Source organism: Phenylobacterium sp., assembly GCF_004799515.1.
In the GTDB taxonomy this organism is placed as follows: domain Bacteria; phylum Pseudomonadota; class Alphaproteobacteria; order Caulobacterales; family Caulobacteraceae; genus Phenylobacterium.
Genome location: NZ_SSMX01000026.1, coordinates 124,323 through 142,796 on the forward strand (window position 1 = coordinate 124,323; position 18,474 = coordinate 142,796).

The 18,474-nt window shown below is 70.3% G+C and carries 12 protein-coding genes; 1 reads left to right on the top strand and 11 read right to left on the bottom strand.

Annotation, left to right across the window (positions count from 1 at the left end; translation table 11 throughout):
* Positions 1 to 275: 275 nt before the first annotated feature.
* Together E8A49_RS10100 and E8A49_RS10105 are read right to left on the bottom strand one after the other, a co-directional pair.
* The gene (locus E8A49_RS10100) at positions 276 to 1,235 is read right to left on the bottom strand and encodes an acyl-CoA thioester hydrolase/BAAT C-terminal domain-containing protein (protein ID WP_293380021.1); all 960 of its coding nucleotides are present in this window, start codon (positions 1,233 to 1,235) and stop codon (positions 276 to 278) included.
* Positions 1,232 to 2,140 (bottom strand): helix-turn-helix domain-containing protein, encoded by a 909-nt coding sequence (locus tag E8A49_RS10105; protein ID WP_293380024.1) that lies wholly within the window; start codon positions 2,138 to 2,140, stop codon positions 1,232 to 1,234. Before E8A49_RS10105 ends, E8A49_RS10100 begins: the two co-directional genes overlap by 4 nt.
* Positions 2,141 to 2,325: 185 nt before the next feature.
* Between E8A49_RS10105 and E8A49_RS10110 the strand changes: the two genes are divergently transcribed.
* Complete coding sequence (locus E8A49_RS10110; protein ID WP_293380028.1) at positions 2,326 to 3,648, top strand: prolyl oligopeptidase family serine peptidase; 1,323 nt, start codon at positions 2,326 to 2,328, stop codon at positions 3,646 to 3,648.
* Here E8A49_RS10110 and E8A49_RS10115 read toward each other — a convergent pair.
* The 9 genes from E8A49_RS10115 to E8A49_RS10155 all read right to left on the bottom strand — a co-directional run bounded on the left by E8A49_RS10115 (position 3,645) and on the right by E8A49_RS10155 (position 18,293).
* Entirely contained in the window at positions 3,645 to 6,767 is a 3,123-nt protein-coding gene (locus E8A49_RS10115; protein ID WP_293380031.1) for a CusA/CzcA family heavy metal efflux RND transporter, read from the bottom strand. The two genes, E8A49_RS10110 and E8A49_RS10115, sit on opposite strands and share 4 nt — an antisense overlap.
* Positions 6,764 to 7,924, bottom strand: a complete 1,161-nt coding sequence (locus E8A49_RS10120) for an efflux RND transporter periplasmic adaptor subunit (protein ID WP_293380034.1) — start codon at positions 7,922 to 7,924, stop codon at positions 6,764 to 6,766. Before E8A49_RS10120 ends, E8A49_RS10115 begins: the two co-directional genes overlap by 4 nt.
* 22 nt (positions 7,925 to 7,946) lie before the next feature.
* Positions 7,947 to 9,458: an efflux transporter outer membrane subunit gene (locus E8A49_RS10125; protein WP_293380037.1), complete on the bottom strand. Its 1,512-nt coding sequence runs from the start codon at positions 9,456 to 9,458 to the stop codon at positions 7,947 to 7,949.
* Between the two features lie 215 nt (positions 9,459 to 9,673).
* Positions 9,674 to 11,161, bottom strand: coding sequence for an efflux transporter outer membrane subunit (locus E8A49_RS10130; RefSeq protein WP_293380040.1), 1,488 nt, complete (start codon positions 11,159 to 11,161; stop codon positions 9,674 to 9,676).
* Positions 11,158 to 12,357 (bottom strand): efflux RND transporter periplasmic adaptor subunit, encoded by a 1,200-nt coding sequence (locus E8A49_RS10135; protein ID WP_293380043.1) that lies wholly within the window; start codon positions 12,355 to 12,357, stop codon positions 11,158 to 11,160. The genes E8A49_RS10130 and E8A49_RS10135 overlap by 4 nt, the downstream gene beginning before the upstream one ends.
* Complete coding sequence (locus E8A49_RS10140) at positions 12,347 to 15,589, bottom strand: efflux RND transporter permease subunit (RefSeq protein ID WP_293380046.1); 3,243 nt, start codon at positions 15,587 to 15,589, stop codon at positions 12,347 to 12,349. The genes E8A49_RS10135 and E8A49_RS10140 overlap by 11 nt, the downstream gene beginning before the upstream one ends.
* A 138-nt stretch (positions 15,590 to 15,727) precedes the next feature.
* The gene (locus tag E8A49_RS10145) at positions 15,728 to 17,071 is read right to left on the bottom strand and encodes a HAMP domain-containing sensor histidine kinase (protein WP_293380049.1); all 1,344 of its coding nucleotides are present in this window, start codon (positions 17,069 to 17,071) and stop codon (positions 15,728 to 15,730) included.
* The gene (locus E8A49_RS10150; RefSeq protein ID WP_293380052.1) at positions 17,061 to 17,738 is read right to left on the bottom strand and encodes a response regulator transcription factor; all 678 of its coding nucleotides are present in this window, start codon (positions 17,736 to 17,738) and stop codon (positions 17,061 to 17,063) included. Before E8A49_RS10150 ends, E8A49_RS10145 begins: the two co-directional genes overlap by 11 nt.
* Before the next feature lie 36 nt (positions 17,739 to 17,774).
* Entirely contained in the window at positions 17,775 to 18,293 is a 519-nt protein-coding gene (locus E8A49_RS10155; RefSeq protein ID WP_293380055.1) for a hypothetical protein, read from the bottom strand.
* Positions 18,294 to 18,474 lie beyond the last annotated feature (181 nt).

Sequence of the window (18,474 nt, forward strand, 5' to 3'; positions counted from 1 at the left end):
CAATTGAAAGAACCAGGAGCCCTTAGCAAGTAGAATTTGCATGCAGAGGGGTTCAGAGGCCGAAGTCATGAAGAGATTCCATTGAGAGGCGAATTTTTCGCTCATGCGTATTTGGTGGGAGAGCGCCTCATCGGCCAATAATTCTGGAACATATAAGTTCCTAATAATCGACCTAGACTATGAGCCTGCGGCCTTTCCGCAATTCGAAGCTCAGCGGCTCGGGTCGCATCGGCTCTCAATTGCGCGGGCGCTGGGACGGTCAGGGCGTGCGCGGCCTAGCGGGCCTTGGCCGCGTCCGGTTTCAGCGCGGCGTCCAGGAAGGCCATCGACCGGTCCCAGCTGTCCTTCCGCGCCGCCTGGTTGCCCTCGATGGTGCCGCCGTACTGGGTGAGAGTGGAAATACGGGGGTTCGACGGGTCGTAGGGCTGGCCGTACACCGCGTGACCGGCGCCGTCGTACTCCAGGAGTTCGACGGGGTGCTTGAAGCGCAGGGCCTTCAGGCGCGCGGCCGCCTGCTCCGACATCGGGCAGGAGGGCCAAAGGGTGTCGGCCCGGCCGCAGACCAGCATCACCGGCCCGTTGATCCGCTCCACAGGGATGACCGCGTCCGGGTGCTGGTCCAAGGCGGCGAGCCCCTTGGCGTAGAGGTTGAAGACCGTGGTGAAGGCGCCGGCGCCGTAGGGCAGGTAGGGCAGGGGCCGGCCGCCCAGGGTGAAGGTCGAGGGCGGGTCGCCCGAGGTGTGGATGATGCCCGGCCAGACGACGTTGGAGGGCATGGTCGCCACGGCGGCCTTGATCTCAGGGTAGCGTGACGCGACGGTGAGAGCGACCTCGCTGCCGATCGAGCCGCCGACGATGCCGATGCGGTCCGGATCGACGCCGGGCTGGGCGCGCAGCCAGTCGATGGCGGTCTTGAAGTACTCCAGCGGGATCAGGCCCAGGTCCTTGGGCAGGCCGGGCGCGTCGAAATAGGCCACCTGCAGCACCGCGTAGCCGCGCTGGGCCATCAGCCTGCTGTCCCGCGCCGTCGCCGCGCCCATGCCGCCCTCCGAACCGCCGAGCGCGATGATCGCCGGCAGCCGGCCCTTGGCCCCGGCCGGGACATAGAGGTCGGCCACCAGGCCGTTGGCGCCCACCGTGGTCCTGGTCGGTTCCGCGGCGGGCTGGGCGTTGGCCGAGGCCGCGCAAACCAGAAGGCCGCACATGAGGGTGGCGGCGAGACGGGACGGCTTCATGGGGTTCCTGGGTCTGGGGCGCGGTCGCCGGCGCGCGGCGCGGCGGCGTGAAGGCCATGCAATGGATCGCCGAGCAGGGCGGCCCGCGCCTGGCTCGCGGCGCGCATGAACGAGAAGTCGCGGGCGAAGTAGGCGCTGGGTGACATGCCCATGAAGTGGCGGAAATCGCGGATGAAATGCGACTGATCCACATAGACCGGATCGATCAGCCGGCCCCAGGAGCCGGGCGGCTGGGTGCGGATGGCGGCGAAGGTGCGCAGGAAGCGTTGGCGGCGCAGCAGCGCCTTGGGGCCCATACCGAAGTAGGTCTGGGCGAGGCGCTCCAGCTGCCGGGGGGAGCGTCCGAGCCGGCGCGCCCATTCGGCCACGGCGCCCACCCCCGGATCGAGCAGGGCCTCGTGCGCCGCGACGAGCAGCGTCTCAGCCGCCCGCCGGCCCGCCATATGGCTCAGGAACCAGGCGTCCAGAGCCGCAACCATCGCCGCGTCGTTCGGCGCGGCCTGCACGTCGCGCAGGAGATCGTCGGCGGCGGGTCCGATGAAGTCGGCGAGCGGCGCCATGTCATCGACGTAGTCGCAGGCGGGCAAGGCGGTGAGCACGGCCCAGCCGGCGGGCAGGAATCCGACCCCGACGAGGCGACCCGGCGCGCCGCGCACCCGCGCGGTGCGGCTGATCACACCGCTCATCACGGCCATCGGCGGCCCGTAGGTGACGGTGCGGCCGTCGAGGAAAGTCTGGCTCCACTCGCCGTCGAGCAGCAGCCGGATATTGGCCCACTCAGGGAACAGGAGCTCCTCGATGAGCCCGGCGCCGCCAACGTCCAGCACATAGTAGGTCGTGATCGTCGCCCGCAGCGCGGGCGCCGGCAGGAAGTAGCGGAACGAGACGCTGGTCTCCGGGATCATGCGGTCGGGCTTTGTGCGGCGCGGCCGTCCAGTCTAGAGGCCGGATCCGCGCGGCGGAAGCCGGTGGACGAACGCCGGTCGGGCAGTGCGGGTGTGATCCGGTAAGTGACTGAAAGTTAACTCCATTCCGCGCGGCAATCGCGGTAGCATCCTCGGCGGGAACAGAAATTCCGTTTGGGGCCGCCATGAAACCGCTGATCGCCTTGCTGGGCGCCGTCGCCATCCTCGCCGCCCAGGCAGCGCGCGCCGACACGACCAGCGACTGCCATGTCGGCGCCTACCGCCTGGCGGACGGGCGCGCGGTGGATGTCGCCCCCACCGACGGCGACACCTTGCGCTGGCGCTTGTTCACCGGTGAGACCGGCCTCCTGCACAAGCGGCCTGACGGCGCGTGGGACAGCACCTACGGCTGGACGGGCCGGCCGGACGGCAAGACCGTGGCGTTCTCCGACTGCGCTGCGGGAAAGATCACCTTCGGCCAGCAGCCTGGCCGGCGCATCGCCTTCGACCTGACCGACACGACCTTCACCGGCGAGGGCGGCGTCAAGCTGGCCGGCCGGCTGGTGATGCCCAGGGGCCAAGGCAAGGTCCCGGTGGTGGTGCTGGTCCACGGTTCGGAGAAGACGTCCGCGCGGGACTTCTATGCGCTGCAGCGGATGTTCCCCGCCGAAGGCATCGGCGTTTTCGTCTACGACAAGCGCGGCACGGGCGCCTCGGGCGGGACCTACACCCAGGACTTCGAGACCCTCGCCAAGGACGCGGTGCGGGCGATGGAAGAGAGCCGAAAGCTGGCGGGCGCGCGCGCCGGGCGCGTCGGCTACCAGGGCGGCAGCGAGGGCGGCTGGGTGGTTCCCCTGGCCGTGAACCGCGCGCCGGCCGACTTCGCCATCGTCAGCTTCGGCCTGGCGGTGACGGTGCTGGAGGAGGACCAGGAGAGCGTCGCCCTCGACATGTATTTCCACCACCACTCCGCGGAGGACACGAAGAAGGCGCTGGACCTGGCGCGGGCGGGCGAGCACGTGGCCGAAACCCTGGGGAAGGACGGCTACGAAGCCTTCGACGCGCTACGCCAGAAGGACAGGTCCGAACCCTGGTACAAGGACGTGCATGGCGATTTCCTGTTCGCTGTCCTGCCGCTCGACAAGGCCCAGATCGATACGCTGGCCAAGGAATTCGGCGTCGACACCACGCCCTTCCACTACGAGCCGATGCCCACCCTGCGCGCCTCGACCACGCCGCAGCTCTGGGCGCTGGGGAGCGACGACCTGGAGGCCCCGAGCGCGGAGACCGCCAAGCGTATCCGCGGGCTGATCGCGGCGGGGAAGGCCTACACGCTGGCGGTCTTTCCCGGCGCCGAGCACGGCCTGACTCTTTATGAGCTGGACGCCAAGGGCGAGCGTCTCTCGACCCGCTTCGCGCCGGGCTACTTCCAGATGATGGCCGACTTCATCCGCGATGGCCGCGTCGGCAAGCGGTACGGCGACGCGGCGATCACGGCGCGGCCCTAGACCTGCAGGCGGTCGTCCGGCCGGGCGGCCAGGCTGTAGAGGGCGGGCATCAGGAAGACGCTGATCAGCAGGCGGGTGAAGAGGCCGCTGACGATGACCAGGGCGAAGGGCCGCTGGCTGTCGGTGCCGACGCCGGTGGCCAGCGCGGCGGGCAGCAGGCCCAGGGCCGCCACCAGGGCGGTCATGGTGATGGGCCGCAGCCGCAGCACCGCGCCCTCGCGGATCGCTTCGGCCAGGGGAATGCCGTCGCGCCTGAGCTCGTTGACGTAGGAGATGTAGACCACCGCCGTCTGCACCGAGACCCCGATCAGGGCCAGGAAGCCGACCCCCGACGACACCGAGAACGGCGTGTGGGTCAGCCAGAGCGCCAGGATCCCGCCCACCGGCGCCGACAGCACGACGCCGGCGATGGTGATGAACGGGAACTTGAAGTTCCCGTAGAGGGTGAAGAGCAGCATGAAGATCAGGAACACGGTCAGCGGCAGGATCACCTTCAGCTGGTCGCGCGAGGCGGTGTACTCGGTGTAGTCGCCGCCCCAGTCGAGGCGGTAGCCCTGTGGCAGGGTGACGTTGGCGTTCACCTGCTTGATCGCGTCCTGCACCGCGCCGGCCAGGTCGCGGCCTTCCACGGAGAACTGCACGCCGATGTAGCGGCTGTTGTTCTCGCGGTAGATGAAGGAGGCGCCGTTCTCGACGCTGATGTCGGCGAACTCCTTGAGCGGCAGCTGCTGGCCGCCGGGCGTCGCCACCAGGATGTCGCCGATCTCCTGCGGGTTGTCGCGGAACTGGCGGTCGAGGCGCACGACCAGGTCGAACTGCTTTTCCTGCTGCACCACCTGGGTGGCCACGTCGCCGCCGACGGCGGCGGTGATCACCGCGTTGATGTCGTCGGCGTTGAGGCCGTAGCGGGCGATCTTGGCGCGGTCGATCTTCACCACCAGGCTGGGCTGGCCGAGCTCGTGCACCAGGGTGACGTCCTTGATGCCGCGCACCCGCTCGAGGATCGCCTTCACGGCGCGGCCGCGTTGTTCGAGGGTGTTGAGGTCGCCGCCGAACACCTTGACGGCCAGCGAGCTCTTCAGGCCGGTCTCGGCCTCGTCGACGGCGTCCTCAGCGGGCTGGGTGTAGTTGAAGATCACGCCCGGGAAGCTCTCGAGCTTCTTGTTGATCGCCGCGATCAGCTCCGGCTTGGTCCGGTAGGCGCCCGTCCACTGGCCGTAGGGCTTCAGCCCCACGTAGAACTCGACGTTGAAGAAGCCGGTGCTATCGGTGCCGTCGTCGGGCCGGCCGAGCTCGGAGGCGACGGTGGTGACCTCCGGGAAGGTGCGCAGGATGTCGCGGATCTTCGGCGTCAGCTTGGCGGATTCGTCGTAGCTGATGGTGGACGGCATGGTCGCCCGCACCCAGAGCGCGCCCTCGTCGAGCTGCGGCATGAACTCCGCCCCGATCAGCGGCACGATCAAGAGCGCCACGGCGAACAGGATCCCGCAGGCGGCGGTGACGCCCCAGCGGTGCTCCAGGCAGAAGTCGAGGCCCGAGATATAGCCGGCCTTCACCCACTCGAAGCCCGGGTTGCGCCGCTCGCGCACGCCGTTGCGCATGAACCAGGCGCAGAGCACGGGCAACAGGATGAGCGTCGCGAACAGCGAGCCCACCAGGGCGAAGATCATGGTGTCGGCCATCGGCCGGAAGAGGGTCCCGGACGGCCCGGACAGGACGTAGATCGGCAGGAAGCTGACCACGATCACCAGGACCGCATAGAACAGCGGCCGGTCGACCTCCGAGGCCGCGTCGCGGATGATCTCCACGACATTGGCCCGCGTGCCTTCCCGAAGCGCGATCTGGCGGAAGATGTTCTCCACCATCACCACCGCGGCGTCGACCAGGATGCCGAAGTCGATGGCGCCGATGGATAAGAGGTTCGCCGACGCGCGCTGGATGTTCAGGCAGGTGAAGGCGAACAGCAGCGCGAGCGGGATGGTGGTGGCCACGATCAGGCCGGCGCGGATGTCGTAGAGGAAGAAGATCAGCACCACGACCACCAGCAGCATGCCGCGCAGCAGGTTGCCCTCGACGATGTGGGTGGTCAGCGTGACGAGGTCGGTGCGGTCGTAGAAGGGGACGATCTTCACGTCCTTGGGCAGCACCAGGGCGTTGAGCTCCTTGGTCTGGGCCTCGACGCGTTTCAGGACGTCCTGGGTCTTCTCGCCGGTGCGCAGCAGGATCACGCCCTCGACGGCGTCGTCCTGCTTCTCGAAGCCGAATTCGCCGAGCCTGGGCGCGATGCCGATCTCGGTGTGAGCGACGTCCTTCACGAGCGTCGGCACGCCGTCGTGGACGGCCAGGACGATGTTGTCGATATCCTCCGGCGTGACGATCCGGCCGATCCCGCGGACGTAATAGAACTGGCCGCCCTGGGTGTAGAAGCCGCCGCCGGCGTTGGAGTTGTTGGCGCCCAGCGAGGTCTCCGCCTGCTGGATGGAGAGGCCCGCGCCGGCCAGCTTCGCCGGGTCGAACAGCACCTGGTACTGCATGGTGCCGCCGCCGAAGCCGCTATCGTCGGCGACGCCGGGCACGGCCTTATAGGCCGGCTCGATGACCCAGTCCTCGAAGGTCTTGAGCTCCATCGGCGAGCGGTCGGGGCTCTGCAGAACGTAGCGGTAGATCAGGCCCGACGGGGACGACATCGGCGACACCGAGGGCGTCACGCCGGTGGGCAGGCTCAGGCCCTGCAGGTTGTTGTAGATCTGCTGGCGGGCGAAATAGTTGTCGGTCCCGCCGGCGAAGGTGATGGTGACGTCGGAGAGGCCATAGAGCGAGATCGAGCGGCTGTAGGCGGTCTTGGGAATGCCGTTCAGGCCGATCTCCACCGGCACGGTGATCAGGCGCTCGATCTCCTCGGCCGCGTGGCCGGGCCATTGGGTGATGACCTCGACCATCGGCGGCGAGAGGTCGGGATAGGCGTCGACCGGCAGGCGCTGCAGCGACCAGACGCCGACGCCGACCAGGATGGCGGTCAGCAGCAGGACCAGCAGCGGCTGGCGCAGGGCTGTCGCCACCACGCGGTTCATCACCGAGGGCGCGGCCGGCGGGACGGCGGGAGGAAGCGCCTCGCTCACTGGTTCTGCATGAACTGGACGAAGACGGCGCCGTCGACGACCACCTTGTCGCCGGCGCTAAGCCCCTGGGGGATTTCGTACTGGTCGCCGGTGGCGTAGCCCAGGGTCACGTGCTTGCGCGCGAAGCCGCCGCTCGGCTGGGCGACATAGACGAAGGCCAGGTTCTCGTCGTCGCGCAGGATCGCCGAGGCGGGAATGACGATGCCGTTGCTGGCCTGGCGCGACTGGATCCTGGTGCGGACGTACATCTGCTTCTTCAGCGCGCCGCCGGGGTTGGCCACCACCACCCGCACCAGCACCGCCCGCGTGTCTGGGTTCACCAGGGCGGCGATGTTGTCGACTACGCCGGAGATGGCGGTCTGGCCGACGCCGGTCTCCACCCGCACCGGGTCGCCGACGGCGACGGCGGAAAGATCGGAGCTGGCGACCTGGGCCATCACCCAGACCTTGGACAGGTTGGCGACGGTGAAGGCGGGCGTCGTGCCGGCCTGCAGGAGCTGGCCCGGCGTGATCAGCTTCTCGACCACGGTGCCGGCGATGGGCGAGCGGATCTTGCCCTCGATGTGGGTGGTGAGCTTGCCCTGCTGGACGTCCTTGATCGCCTTGGGGTCGATGTTCAGCGAGACCAGGGCCTGCAGGGCCGCGTCGCGGTCGGCCTCGGCGTTGGCGGCGTCGGTCTGGGCCTGCTGGGCTTCGCGGGCGGCGACGCCGTTGTGCTGGACAAGGTCCTTGTCGGCGTCGGCGACCCGGCGAAGGGTGACAGCGGTGGCGAGCGCCTTGGCGTAGCCGCTCAGCGCCGCGGCGTAGTCCGAGGAGTCGACGGTGGCCAGCGTGTCGCCGGACTTCACCACCTGGCCCGGCTGGACCAGCAGGCGCGAGACCGGGCCGGAGATCGGCGAGATCACGCTGGTGGCCTGGTCGTTGTCGTAGTCGACCACCCCGCTGGCCTCGACGGTCTTGTGGAAGCTCGAGGGCGCGACCGTGTAGAGCGTGACGTGCTGCAGCTGGGCGGCGGTGAGGGTCACCAGCTTCGGCGTCGTGGCGGCGGACGGGGCGGTGGTGTCCGCCTTGGGCGCGCAGGCGCAGAGCGTGGCCGCCGCGGCGGCGGCGGCGCACAGCAGAGCTGTGGCGAGCGGGCGCGAGGCCGGGCGCCTCACGGGGCCCCGTTCCGAAGTCGGGCTAGTTGGCATCGGTGTCCTTGGCGAGGTCGGGGCGCCGCCACCAGCCGCCGCCCAGCGCCTGGAAGAGCGCGGCGGTGTCGGCGTAGCGGTTGGCTTGCGCCTGGACGAGGGCGATACGGGCCTGTTGGTAGGCCTGCTGGGCGGTGAGCAGCTGCAGGCCGCTGGCGTAGCCGTCCTTCAGCTGGCGGTCGGTCAGGTCCATGGTGGTCTTGGCGGCGTCGTAAGAGGCGGCGGCGGCCTTCAGGCCCTCGGCGTCCTGCTGGATGGCCGAGAGGCTGTCGGCGACGTTCTGGAAGGCGCCCAGGACCGTGCTGCGGTACTGCTCGGAGGCTTGGCGGTAGTTGGCCTCGGCGGCGCGCTGCTGGTGCTTCAGCGTCCCGCCCTCGAAGATCGGGGCGGTGGCCGCGGCCCCCAGGCTCCAGAAGTTGGTGCCGGGCCCGAACGACTGGCCGAGGGCGAGGGCGGTGTTGCCGGCCACGGCGGTGAGCTGGATGTTCGGAAAGCGGTTGGCTGTGGCCACGCCCACCTGGGCGCTGGCGGCGTGCATGTTGGCCTCGGCCTGGCGCACGTCCGGCCGCTGCTCCACCAGCTTCGACGGCAGGCTGACCGGGACCTCGGTGGGCAGGGCCAGGGCGGCGAGGTCGAGGGTCTCGGCCGGCGCCTGGCTGGGGAAGCGGCCGGTCAAGGCGGCCAGCTGGTCGTGCTGTTGGGCGGCCTGCTTGAGGAGCGGCGGCAGGGTGGCGACGGCTTGGGCGAGCTGGGCCTGCTGGGCGGCGACGTCGAGGCCGCTGGCGTAGCCCGAGGCCGCCTGGCGCTTCAGGATGTCGAGGCTCTTGGTGTCGATGTCGATCAGCTCGCGGGTGGCCTCGATCTGGGTGGTCAGTGAGGCCTGGTTGATCGCGGCGACCACGACGTTGCTGGTCAGCGTCAGGTGGGCGGCGATCATCTGGAAGCGGGCGGACTGCTCCTGCGCCCGGGCGGCTTCCACGGTGCGCTTGGTCAGGCCGAAGACGTCGAGGGCGTAGGTGACACTGACCTGCGGGGTGAAGAGGTTGAACTGGCTGGCGTTGTTGATCGGCGTAGGCGCCAGCGCGCCGGACTGCAGCTGGCGCTCGGCGGAATAGCCGACGGAGACCTGCGGAGCCCAGGCGCCCTTCTGGGCGAGGGTGGTCTCGTGCGCCGCGGCCAGGGCGGCCTCGGCGGCCTTCAGGTCGGGGTTGGTCTTCAGCGCCTGTTCGATCAGGTCGTTGATCGGCTGGGAGTGGAAGAGCGTCCACCAGTCGCCCGGCAGATCGGCGCCGGCCGCGAGCGTCTGAGCCTCTCCGCCGGCGACGCCCGGCGTGGCGACGGCCGAGGCGATCGGCGGGGCGGCGTAACTGTCGACCGCGGGCGGCGCGGGCTTCTTGAAGTTGGGTCCGACGGCGCAACCGCTCAGCGTCAGCCCGGCCAGCAGGGCCAGGACCGGGGAAGCGCGCCAAGGCGGAAGCGGGAAACCGGCGCGGCGGGTCATGATGGGCGGCGGATGCGGTCTCGTGAGGGCCACGCGGCTTGGCGCGGCGGGCCGGAAAAGGAGGGTGCGGAGCACTCTAACGTTATAACATTGCGCGGCAAGGCGCGAGCGCCCCGCGACGTCGCACCTGCGTCTTCTCCGGGCAAATCGTGGCCGCAATCAGACCCCTAAGCGCGCCTGCGTGACCGGCGTGACATGGCTGACATCAAGCGCCATCAGCGGTGGTTCGGCGCCGCCGCCGAGGCGACCTTGCCCGGAGGCGGCAGGTCTTGCGAGGTCCAGCCGCCGCCCAGCGCGCGGACCAGGTCCACGCTGGCGCGCAGGCGGCGGTCCTCGACCTCCAGGCCGGTGCGCTTAGCGTCGAGGTCGGCGGCCTGGGCGGTGACCACCTCCAGGTAGTTGACCGCGCCCTCCTGGTAGCGGGCGAGCGCGGCGGCCTCGGTGCGGTCGGCGGCCTTGATGGCGGCGGCCTGGTCGCGGGCCTCGGCGGCCAGGTGGTTCAGGGTAGCGAGCTCGTCCTCCACATCCTGGAAGGCGCGCAGCACCTGGGTGCGGTAGGCGGCGCTGGCCTCGTTGAGCTGGGCGCGGGCGGCCTCCACCCGGGACTTGCGCAGGCCGCCGTCGAACAGGGTGAAGGCGGCTTCCGGTCCCAGCATCCAGAAGGTGTTGCCGGGCGCCAGCCAGTTGGCGAGCGCGGTGTTCTGCCAGCCGCCGGACGCCGCCAGGTCGAGACTGGGATAGAAGGCGGCGCGGGCGACGCCGATCCGGGCGTTGGCGGCGGCGGCGCGGCGCTCGGCGGCGGCCACGTCGGGACGGCGTTGCAGCAGGGTGGACGGCAGGCCGGTCTCGACGTTGGGCAGGCTTAGCGACACCACCGCAGCAGGGATCGCGAAGCTGGAGGCGGGCTGGCCGGTCAGGCTGGCGATGGCGTGCTCGTAGAGCGCGCGCTGGGCGGCGAGGTCGGAGACCTGGGCGCGGGTCGACTGCAGCAGGGTCTCGGCGCGGCTGACGTCGAGGTCGCTGGCCAGGCCGCCGTCGAAGCGGTCCTTGGTCAGGCCGTAGGCGCGGTCGTAGGCCTTGACCGCGTCGTCCAGTAAGGCGGCCTCGGCGTCGAGGCTGCGTAGGCGGACGTAGGTGTCGGCGAGCTGGGCCTCCAGGCTCAGGCGGACCGATTCCAGGTCCGCGGCGCTGGCCTGGGCCTCGGCGCGGCCGGCGGCGACCTCGTTGCGCACCCGGCCCCAGAGGTCGAGCTCGTAGTCGGCGCTGAAGCCCAGGGTGTCGGCGGAATAGATGTCCGGCTGGCCGGCGCCGCGCGTGGGCCGGTGGTTGGACTGGCGGTTGCGGCTGACCTCGGCGCTGGAGCCCACCGTGGGCATCTCGGCGGACTGCGCCTCGCGGGCGAGCGCGCGGGCGGTGTCATAGCGGGCGACGGCTTCGGCGAGGGTCGGGCTGGCCGCCTGCAGCTGGCCCTCCAGCGTGTCGAGCAGCGGGTCGCCGTAGGCCTGCCACCAGGCCCCGCGGCGGATCTGGTCGGCGGGCGTGGCCTCGGTCCAGGGCCCGGTCTCCTTGAAGGCGGTGGGCAAGGTCACCGCCGGCGCCTGGTACTTGGGCGCGAGCGAGCAGGCGGCCAGGACCGCCGCCGAGGCCGCGACCGTGGCCGCCGACCGAAGGGTCCGTCCCAGATGCCCGCGCCAGACCTTCATCCGTGGCGGGCCGGGGCGGCCTGGGCGACGCGGACCTTCTCGCCGTCCTCCAGGGAGTCCGGCGGGTTGTCTATCACCCGGTCCTGGGCGTTCAGGCCCGCGGAGATCTCGACGGTGGTCCCGAAGTCGCGGGCCATGGTGACGTAGCGCAGGCGCGCGTGGCCGGTGGCGTCGACCACGCCCACCGCCATGCCCTTCTGGCGGAACATCAGGGCGCTGGCCGGCAGGCGCAGCACGCCGGCGCTCTGGGGCGCCAGGCGGAAGGTCGCCTGGGCGTAGTCGCCGGGCTTTAGCACCTGGTCGGCGTTGTCGATCTGCAGCTCGGCCAGGAGGGCGCCGGACTGGGCGCCGACCGCTTCCGAGGTCGAGGCCAGCTTCGCCAGGAAGGCGCGGCCCGGATATTCCGGCACCGCCAGCGAGGCCTCCATGCCGGGCTTCAGGTCGGCGGAATAGGCCTGCGGCACGCGTACGTAGATGCGCAGCCGGTGGACGTCGGCGACGGTGAACAGGCCCGGATCGTTCGGCGCGTTGGCGGTGACCAGGGCCCCCACGTGGGCGGTGCGGGCGGTGACCACGCCGTCGAAGGGCGCCGTGATGCGCTTGAAGGCTTCCAGCGCCAGCAGCCGGTCGACGTCGGCCTTGGCGGCCTGCACGTCGGCGTTGGCCTCGGCGAGGCCGCCGGCCTTCTCGTCGGTCTCCTGCTGCGAGACGGCGTTGCGGCTCAGGAGCCGGCTCCAGCGGTCGGCGGAGATCTTGGCGACGCCCTGCTTGGCGGCGGCGGTGGTGAGCGCCGCCTTGGCCTGGGCGAGCTGCTGGTCGAGGTCCGGCGTGTCGATGTCGGCCAGCACCTGGCCGGCCTTCACGTGCGCGCCGATATCGACGTTCCAGGCCTTGATGTAGCCGTTCACCCGCGGGTGGATGGCGGCGATGTCGTTGGCCTCCACGCTGGCCGGCAGGGTCAGGGGCTCGGCCGAGGTCTCGGCGGTGGGCGAGATCAGCTCGACGGTGGAGACGGCGGCGGCCGAGGCGGTGGTCTTCAGGTCCTCGCTGGCCAGGCCGCGGGTGACGAGGCCGGCGGCCACCACGACGACGGCCAGGCCGGCGGCGGCGAAGGCCGCGGGCTTCAGCCAGGGCTGCGGGCTGCGGCGCAGGACCTCCGGCGTGTCCTGCGGGCTGGCGGGGGTCTCAGACGGCATAGGCTTCTCCTGCCCCCGGCTCGTGTCCGCCGCCGGGCGCGCCTTCAGGTGTGTTCTGGGGCGCGACGTGCTTGCGGTGGACCAGGCTGAAGACCACGGGGACGAACATCAGGGTGGCGACAGTGGCGAAGATCAGCCCGCCGATCACGGCGCGGCCCAGGGGCGCATTCTGCTCGCCGCCTTCGCCCAGGCCCAGCGCCATGGGCGACATGCCGATGATCATGGCCAGCGCCGTCATCAGCACCGGGCGGAAGCGGGTGAAGCCGGCCTCGAGCGCGGCGGTGAGGGCGTCGCCCGTCGCCTCCAGCCGCTCGCGGGCGAAGCTGACCACCAGGATGGAGTTGGCGGTGGCCACGCCCATGCACATGATCGCCCCGGTCAACGCCGGCACCGACAGCGGTGTGCCGGTGGCGAACAGGATCCAGACGATGCCGGCCAGCGCGGCGGGCAGGGCGGTGATGATCACGAACGGATCGGCCCAGCTCTGGAAGTTCACGACGATGAGCAGGTAGATCAGCGCGATCGCGCCCACGAGGCCCAGGGACAGGCCGGAGAAGGCGTCGTTCATGGTGGTCACCTGGCCGCGCAGGGTGACGGTCGCCCCCCTCGGCAGGTCCTTGGCTGTGGCCTTGAGGATCCGGTCGATGTCGCGCGAGACGCCGCCCAGGTCTCGGCCCTGGGTCGTGGCGTAGAGGTCGAAGGCCGGCTGGATCGCGTAGTGGGTGACCACCGCGTCGGCGTCGACGCGCTGCACCTGCGCCACTCCGCCCAGGATCTGGGGGTCGCCGGACTTGCCGGGGTTGAGCGGGATGTTCTCCAGCTTCGACAGGGTGTTCTCGTCCTGCTGCGGGGTCTCGATGACGATGGGATAAGAGACGCCGTTCTTGGGGTTCAGCCAGAAGGCGGGTGCGGTCTGCAGGCTGCCGGCCAGCGTGGTGACCATGGCGCCGGTGACGTCGTTCTCGGTCAGGCCCAGGCGGTCGGCCTGGGCGCGGTCGACGTTGACGTTGAGCTGCGGGTAGTGGCTCGACTGCTGCAGGCGCACGTCGGCCAGGCCCGGCACGCTCTTCAGCCGGCCCAACACCTCGTCGGCGTAGCGCTCGTTGGCCACGCGGTCGGGGCCGGCCACCTGCACGTCGATCGGCGCCGGCGCCCCGAAGTTGAGGATCTGGCTGATGATATCGGCCGGCAGGAAGGAGAAGGTGGAACCCGGGAACTCCGCCGGCAGGCGCTTGCGCAGCTCGGCCACATAACGGGCGGTGGGCTTATGATGCTCGGTCAGGGTGACGTAGATGTCGCCGTCCTCCGGGCCGATGCCGCCGGTGTTGGAATAGGCCAGGTTGATGCCGCTGAACGGCGGGCCGATGTTGTCGACGATGGTGGAGAGCTCGCCCTTCGGGATGGCCTGGCGGATCGAGGCCTCCACCCGGTCGAAGAGGGCCGCGGCGTCCTCCAGGCGGGTGCCGATGGGCGCGCGGACGTGCAGCACCATCGCCCCGGAGTCGACGCTCGGGAAAAAGTTGCTGCCCAGCGCCGGGGCCAGCAGGAACGAGGCCAGCACCACGGCCATGAAGCCCACGATGAAGACCGGCCGGGCGCCGAGCGCCAGGACGAGCGCGCCGCGATAGCCCTCGCGCAGCCGGGAGAACCGCACCTCGAAGCCCTGCTGGAAGCGCACCAGGGGATTGGCCGACGGGCGGCGGGCCGGGCCGGTGTGGGAGTCCAGCTCATAGTCGCCGTGGCCGCCGGCGTGCGGGCGCAGCAGGTACATGGCCATGGTCGGGACGAGGGTCCGCGACAGGATGAAGGAGGCGATCATGGCGAAGACCACCGCCTCGGCCATGGGCACGAACAGGAAGCCCGCCACGCCCTTCAGGAAGAACATCGGCACGAAGACGATGCAGATGCAGAGCAGGGAGACGAAGGCGGGCGTCACGATCTGCGCGGCGCCGTCGAGGATCGAAGAGCGGACGTCCTTGCCCTGCTCCAGGTGCCAGTTGATGTTCTCGATGGTCACCGTGGCGTCGTCGACCAGGATGCCGACGGCCAGCGACAGGCCGCCCAGGGTCATGATGTTCAGCGTCTGGCCCATGGCCGAGAGCGCTGCGATCGACGACAGCACCGACAACGGGATCGAGGTGGCGATGATCACCGTCGAGCGCCAGGAGCCGAGGAACAGCAGGATCATGAGGCTGGTGAGCGCCGCGGCGATGACGCCTTCCTTCACCACGCCGGAGATCGCGCCCTTCACGAACAGGGACTGGTCGTTGAGGAGGGCGATGTGCAGCGAGGGCGGCAGGGTGGCCTGGATGCGCGGCAGCAGGCCCTTCACCCCGGAGATGATCGCCAGCGTCGAGGCCGAGCCGCTCTTCAGCACGCTCATCAGCACCGAGCGGCGGCCGTCGACGCGCACCTCGTTGCGTTGCGGCGGGTAGCCGTCGCGCACGTGCGCGACGTCGCGGATCAGGATCGTCGTCCCGTCCACGGTCTTGATCGGCAGGTCGTTCAGGGCCTCCAGCGCCTCGGGACTGTTGTTCAGCTTCACGAAGTATTCGAACGAACCGATCTTGGCCGTGCCCGCCGGGATGATCTGGTTCTGGGCGGCCAGCGCATTGGCCACGTCCATGGGCGACAGACCCTTGGACTGCAGCGCCACCGGATCGAGGTCGATCTGGATCTGGCGCACCTTGCCGCCGTAGGGCGAGGGGATGGTCGCGCCGGCCACCGAGGCCAGCGCCGGGCGGATGAAGTTCTGGCCGGCGTCGAACAGGGCCTGCTCGCCCATGCTGGGGCTGGCCAGCGCCAGTTGCAGGATCGGCACGGTGGAGGCGTTGTAGTTGAGGATCTGCGGCGGGGTGATGCCGGGGGGAAGCTGCTTCAGCACCGTCTGTGAGGTGGCGGCCACCTGGGCGGTGGCGGTGCGGATGTCGACGCCCGGCTGGAAGTAGATCTTGACGATGCCGACGCCGGGCAGGGACGTGCTCTCGATGTGCTCGATGTCGTTGACCGACGAGCTCAGCGTCCGCTCGTAGTAGTAGATCACCCGCCCCGACATGTCGTCCGGCGAGAGGCCGTTGTACGTCCAGACCGCAGCGATCACCGGGATGCGGATCTCCGGGAAGATGTCGGTCGGGGTCTTCAAAGCGGCCAAGGGACCGAGGAGCAGGATCAGGATGGCCAACACGACGAAGGTGTAGGGCCGTCGCAGCGCGAGCCGTACAATCGCCAGCATCCGTCAGGGCCTCGCGAGGATCAGGGGCGGCGCAGCGGGGCGCCAGCGTTCGGCGTGGAACCTAGTGCGGCGGCGCGCGGGGGCCAGTGAATAAAATTTCACCGCTGAAAGGCCTAATTTCATCGCCAGATCAGCATCTTAAGGCCGCGCTCCGCAGTCGATGACGCAGCGCAGGCCGGGGGCTGCGTCCTGCAGCTCCAGCCGGAAGCGGTGCATGCGGACGATGGCGGCGACGATCGAGAGGCCGAGGCCCGAGCCGGGGGTCAGCCGGTCGCGCTCGCTGCGGTAGAAGCGTTGCAGGACGGCCGAGCGCTCGGCGTCCGGCACGCCGGGGCCGTTGTCCTGCACCACGATCCTCGGGCCCTCGGCCTCGACCGCCAGCCGCACCTCGCCGTCGTAGCCCTCGCGGTCGCCGGTGAATTTGATGGCGTTGTCGACCAGGTTGCTGACCGCCTCGAACAGGAGCTTGGCGTCGGCCTCGACAGTGACCCCAGGCGTGGAGGCGAGGCTGAGACGCACGCCCGCCTCCTCGGCCAGGGGCTGGTAGAGTTCCGCCACCTGGCGCAGCAGCCGGTCGAGGTCGGTGGCCGCGAAGCCCGCGCTGCGGGCGCGGGTCTCCAGTTCGGAGAGCCTGAGGATGGCGACGAAGCGCTCCAGCACCTCGTCCAGCTCGGCGGTGACCTGGGCGATCTGGTCGGGCGAGGCGCTGGGCGCCTGCTCCAGCCGGTGCAGTTGGCTGCGCGCGCGGGTCAAGGGCGTGCGCAGGTCGTGGGCGATGGTCTCGCTGGAGGCGCGGACCTCCGACATCAGCCGCTCCACCTCGCCCAGCATGTGGTTGACGGTGTCGGCGAACATGTCGAGCTCGTCGCCGCGGGCGCTGGAGGGCATGCGGCGCATCAGATTGCCGGCGGCGATGTCGTGGCTGGCGGCCTGCAGGCGGCGCAGGCGGCGGATGGGGCCGAGGCTCAAGGCTGTGCCACCGGCCAGGCCGGCCAGGATGATCAGGCCGCCGCTCCAGATCAGCGCCGAGGCGATGATCCGGCGGATCTGGCGCAGCTGGTTGATGTCGCGCCCGACCACCAGCACCTCGCCGGAGGGCAGGCGCTTGGCGATCAGCCGCGCGGCCACCGGGAACTGGGCGGTGGCGGGGATCTCCACCGGCCGGCCCCCTGGGACGAGGCCGGCGGGCATGGCGCTCAAGTTGCCGGTCTCGCGCGTCCCGTCGGGAGCGAAAAGGGCGAAGACGCTGTTGCGGCCGTTGATGGTGAGCGCCGCGTCGATGGTGGGCTTCAGCGCGGCGGGCGCCACGCGCACCTGGGCGGCGGCCTCGGCGGCCAGGATGTCGTCGACCCGATGGGTCAGGTAGACGGCCGAACGGACGTAGACCATGGCCAGAAGGGCCACCATGCCCACCGCGAACAGCAGGCCGTAGACGACCGAGAGCCGGAAGGTGGTGGTCCGCCAGACCTCGCTAAGGCGCATGCAGCATGTAGCCCTGACCGCGCTCCGTCCTGATCAGCGGGACCAGCCCCGGCGTGTCGATCTTGCGCCTGAGCTTGCCGACGTGGACGTTGATCAGGTTGGTGCCTGGGTCGAAGTAATACTCCCAAACCTTCTCGAAGATCATCCGGCGGGTGAGCAACTGGCCGGCGTTGCGCATCATGAATTCCAGCAGCTGGAATTCCATGGGCAGGAGTTCGATGCGCCGGCCGTCGCGCCAGGCCTCGTGCTTGACGAGGTCGAGCTCCAGGTCGGCGACCGCCAGGCGCACCTCGGCCTCCGGGCGGCGGTGGCGGCGCAGCAGCACCTCCAGGCGGGCGACCAACTCCTTGGGGGCGAAGGGCTTGATCAGATAGTCGTCGCCGCCGGCGCGCAGGCCATCGACGCGGTCATCGACGTCGCTGAGCGCGCTGACCATCAGGACCGGCGCCTCCGAACCCGCCTCGCGCAGGGCCTTGATCAGCTCCAGCCCGTCGAGGCCCGGCAGCATGCGGTCCAGGGTGATGGCGTCGAAACGCTCGCTCTTGGCCGCTTCCAGGCCCGTCGGACCGTCGAAGCGGTTGACCGCTTCGAAGCCGCCGGCGGTCAGGCAGGCCGCGATCTCCTCGGCGGTCTGCGGGTCGTCCTCGATGACCAGTATTTTCGTCACGGGGTGTCTAGGCCGCCGCTGGGCAAGGCGCGCAAGCTACCGCTGCGGATGGTCGGCGGCGTAGAGGGCTGCGTCGAGGTTGGCGACGCAGGCGGCGAAACCGCTGTAGACCGGCTCGTAGCCGACCTGGGCGCAGGCGGTCTGCTCGCGGGTGCGGATCTCGCGCGTCGAGGCGCGGAAGTAGGACTTGGCCGGCGGCTGGGCGTTGGCGGCGAGCTTCGGCAGGGGCGCGGCGCTGGCGGCGGTCGCCACCTCGCACTGGGCCAAGGCGCTGGCGCCCAGGCCCTTGGCCAGGCAGTCGCGGCGGGCGTCCTGGAAGGCGACCTCGCGGCTGAGGCGCGCCGCCGAGGTCGACAGGCTCTCGACGCAGTTGCTGTAGAGCTCGAAGCCGGCCGGCACGCCGATGGTGGTGCGGCAGATCTCGCCGACCTGGGTGACCTGGGCGGCGGGTAGACGGCCCGGAATGTAGGGGTCGGCCTGGGCGCCGCCGCCGGCGCCCAGGACGGTGGCGGCGGCGAGGCCGATCGGCAGGAGACGCGGAAGAAGGGCGGACATGGGCTCGCGCTCGCTGAAGAGGAAGGTTCCGCGGCGGCTTGGGAGGGCCGCCGGGCAGGCTGCAGGCTAATCCCCGGCCGCGCCGGAGCCAGTGAATAAAATTTCACCGGCGAAACAGGTGACGTAGGCTGCCGTTCTTTCCTCAGGACGCCCGAGTCTTCAGCGGGAATCCGGAGGCAAT

Excerpts from the sequence above, each read along its gene's own strand:
- E8A49_RS10125 (WP_293380037.1), bottom strand. The coding sequence starts at position 9,458 with ATGACCCGCCGCGCCGGTTTCCCGCTTCCGCCTTGGCGCGCTTCCCCG.
- E8A49_RS10155 (WP_293380055.1), bottom strand. The coding sequence starts at position 18,293 with ATGTCCGCCCTTCTTCCGCGTCTCCTGCCGATCGGCCTCGCCGCCGCC.
- E8A49_RS10105 (WP_293380024.1), bottom strand. The coding sequence starts at position 2,140 with ATGATCCCGGAGACCAGCGTCTCGTTCCGCTACTTCCTGCCGGCGCCC.
- E8A49_RS10135 (WP_293380043.1), bottom strand. The coding sequence starts at position 12,357 with ATGCCGTCTGAGACCCCCGCCAGCCCGCAGGACACGCCGGAGGTCCTG.
- E8A49_RS10130 (WP_293380040.1), bottom strand. The coding sequence starts at position 11,161 with ATGAAGGTCTGGCGCGGGCATCTGGGACGGACCCTTCGGTCGGCGGCC.
- E8A49_RS10140 (WP_293380046.1), bottom strand. The coding sequence starts at position 15,589 with ATGCTGGCGATTGTACGGCTCGCGCTGCGACGGCCCTACACCTTCGTC.
- E8A49_RS10110 (WP_293380028.1), top strand. The coding sequence starts at position 2,326 with ATGAAACCGCTGATCGCCTTGCTGGGCGCCGTCGCCATCCTCGCCGCC.
- E8A49_RS10100 (WP_293380021.1), bottom strand. The coding sequence starts at position 1,235 with ATGAAGCCGTCCCGTCTCGCCGCCACCCTCATGTGCGGCCTTCTGGTT.
- E8A49_RS10145 (WP_293380049.1), bottom strand. The coding sequence starts at position 17,071 with ATGCGCCTTAGCGAGGTCTGGCGGACCACCACCTTCCGGCTCTCGGTC.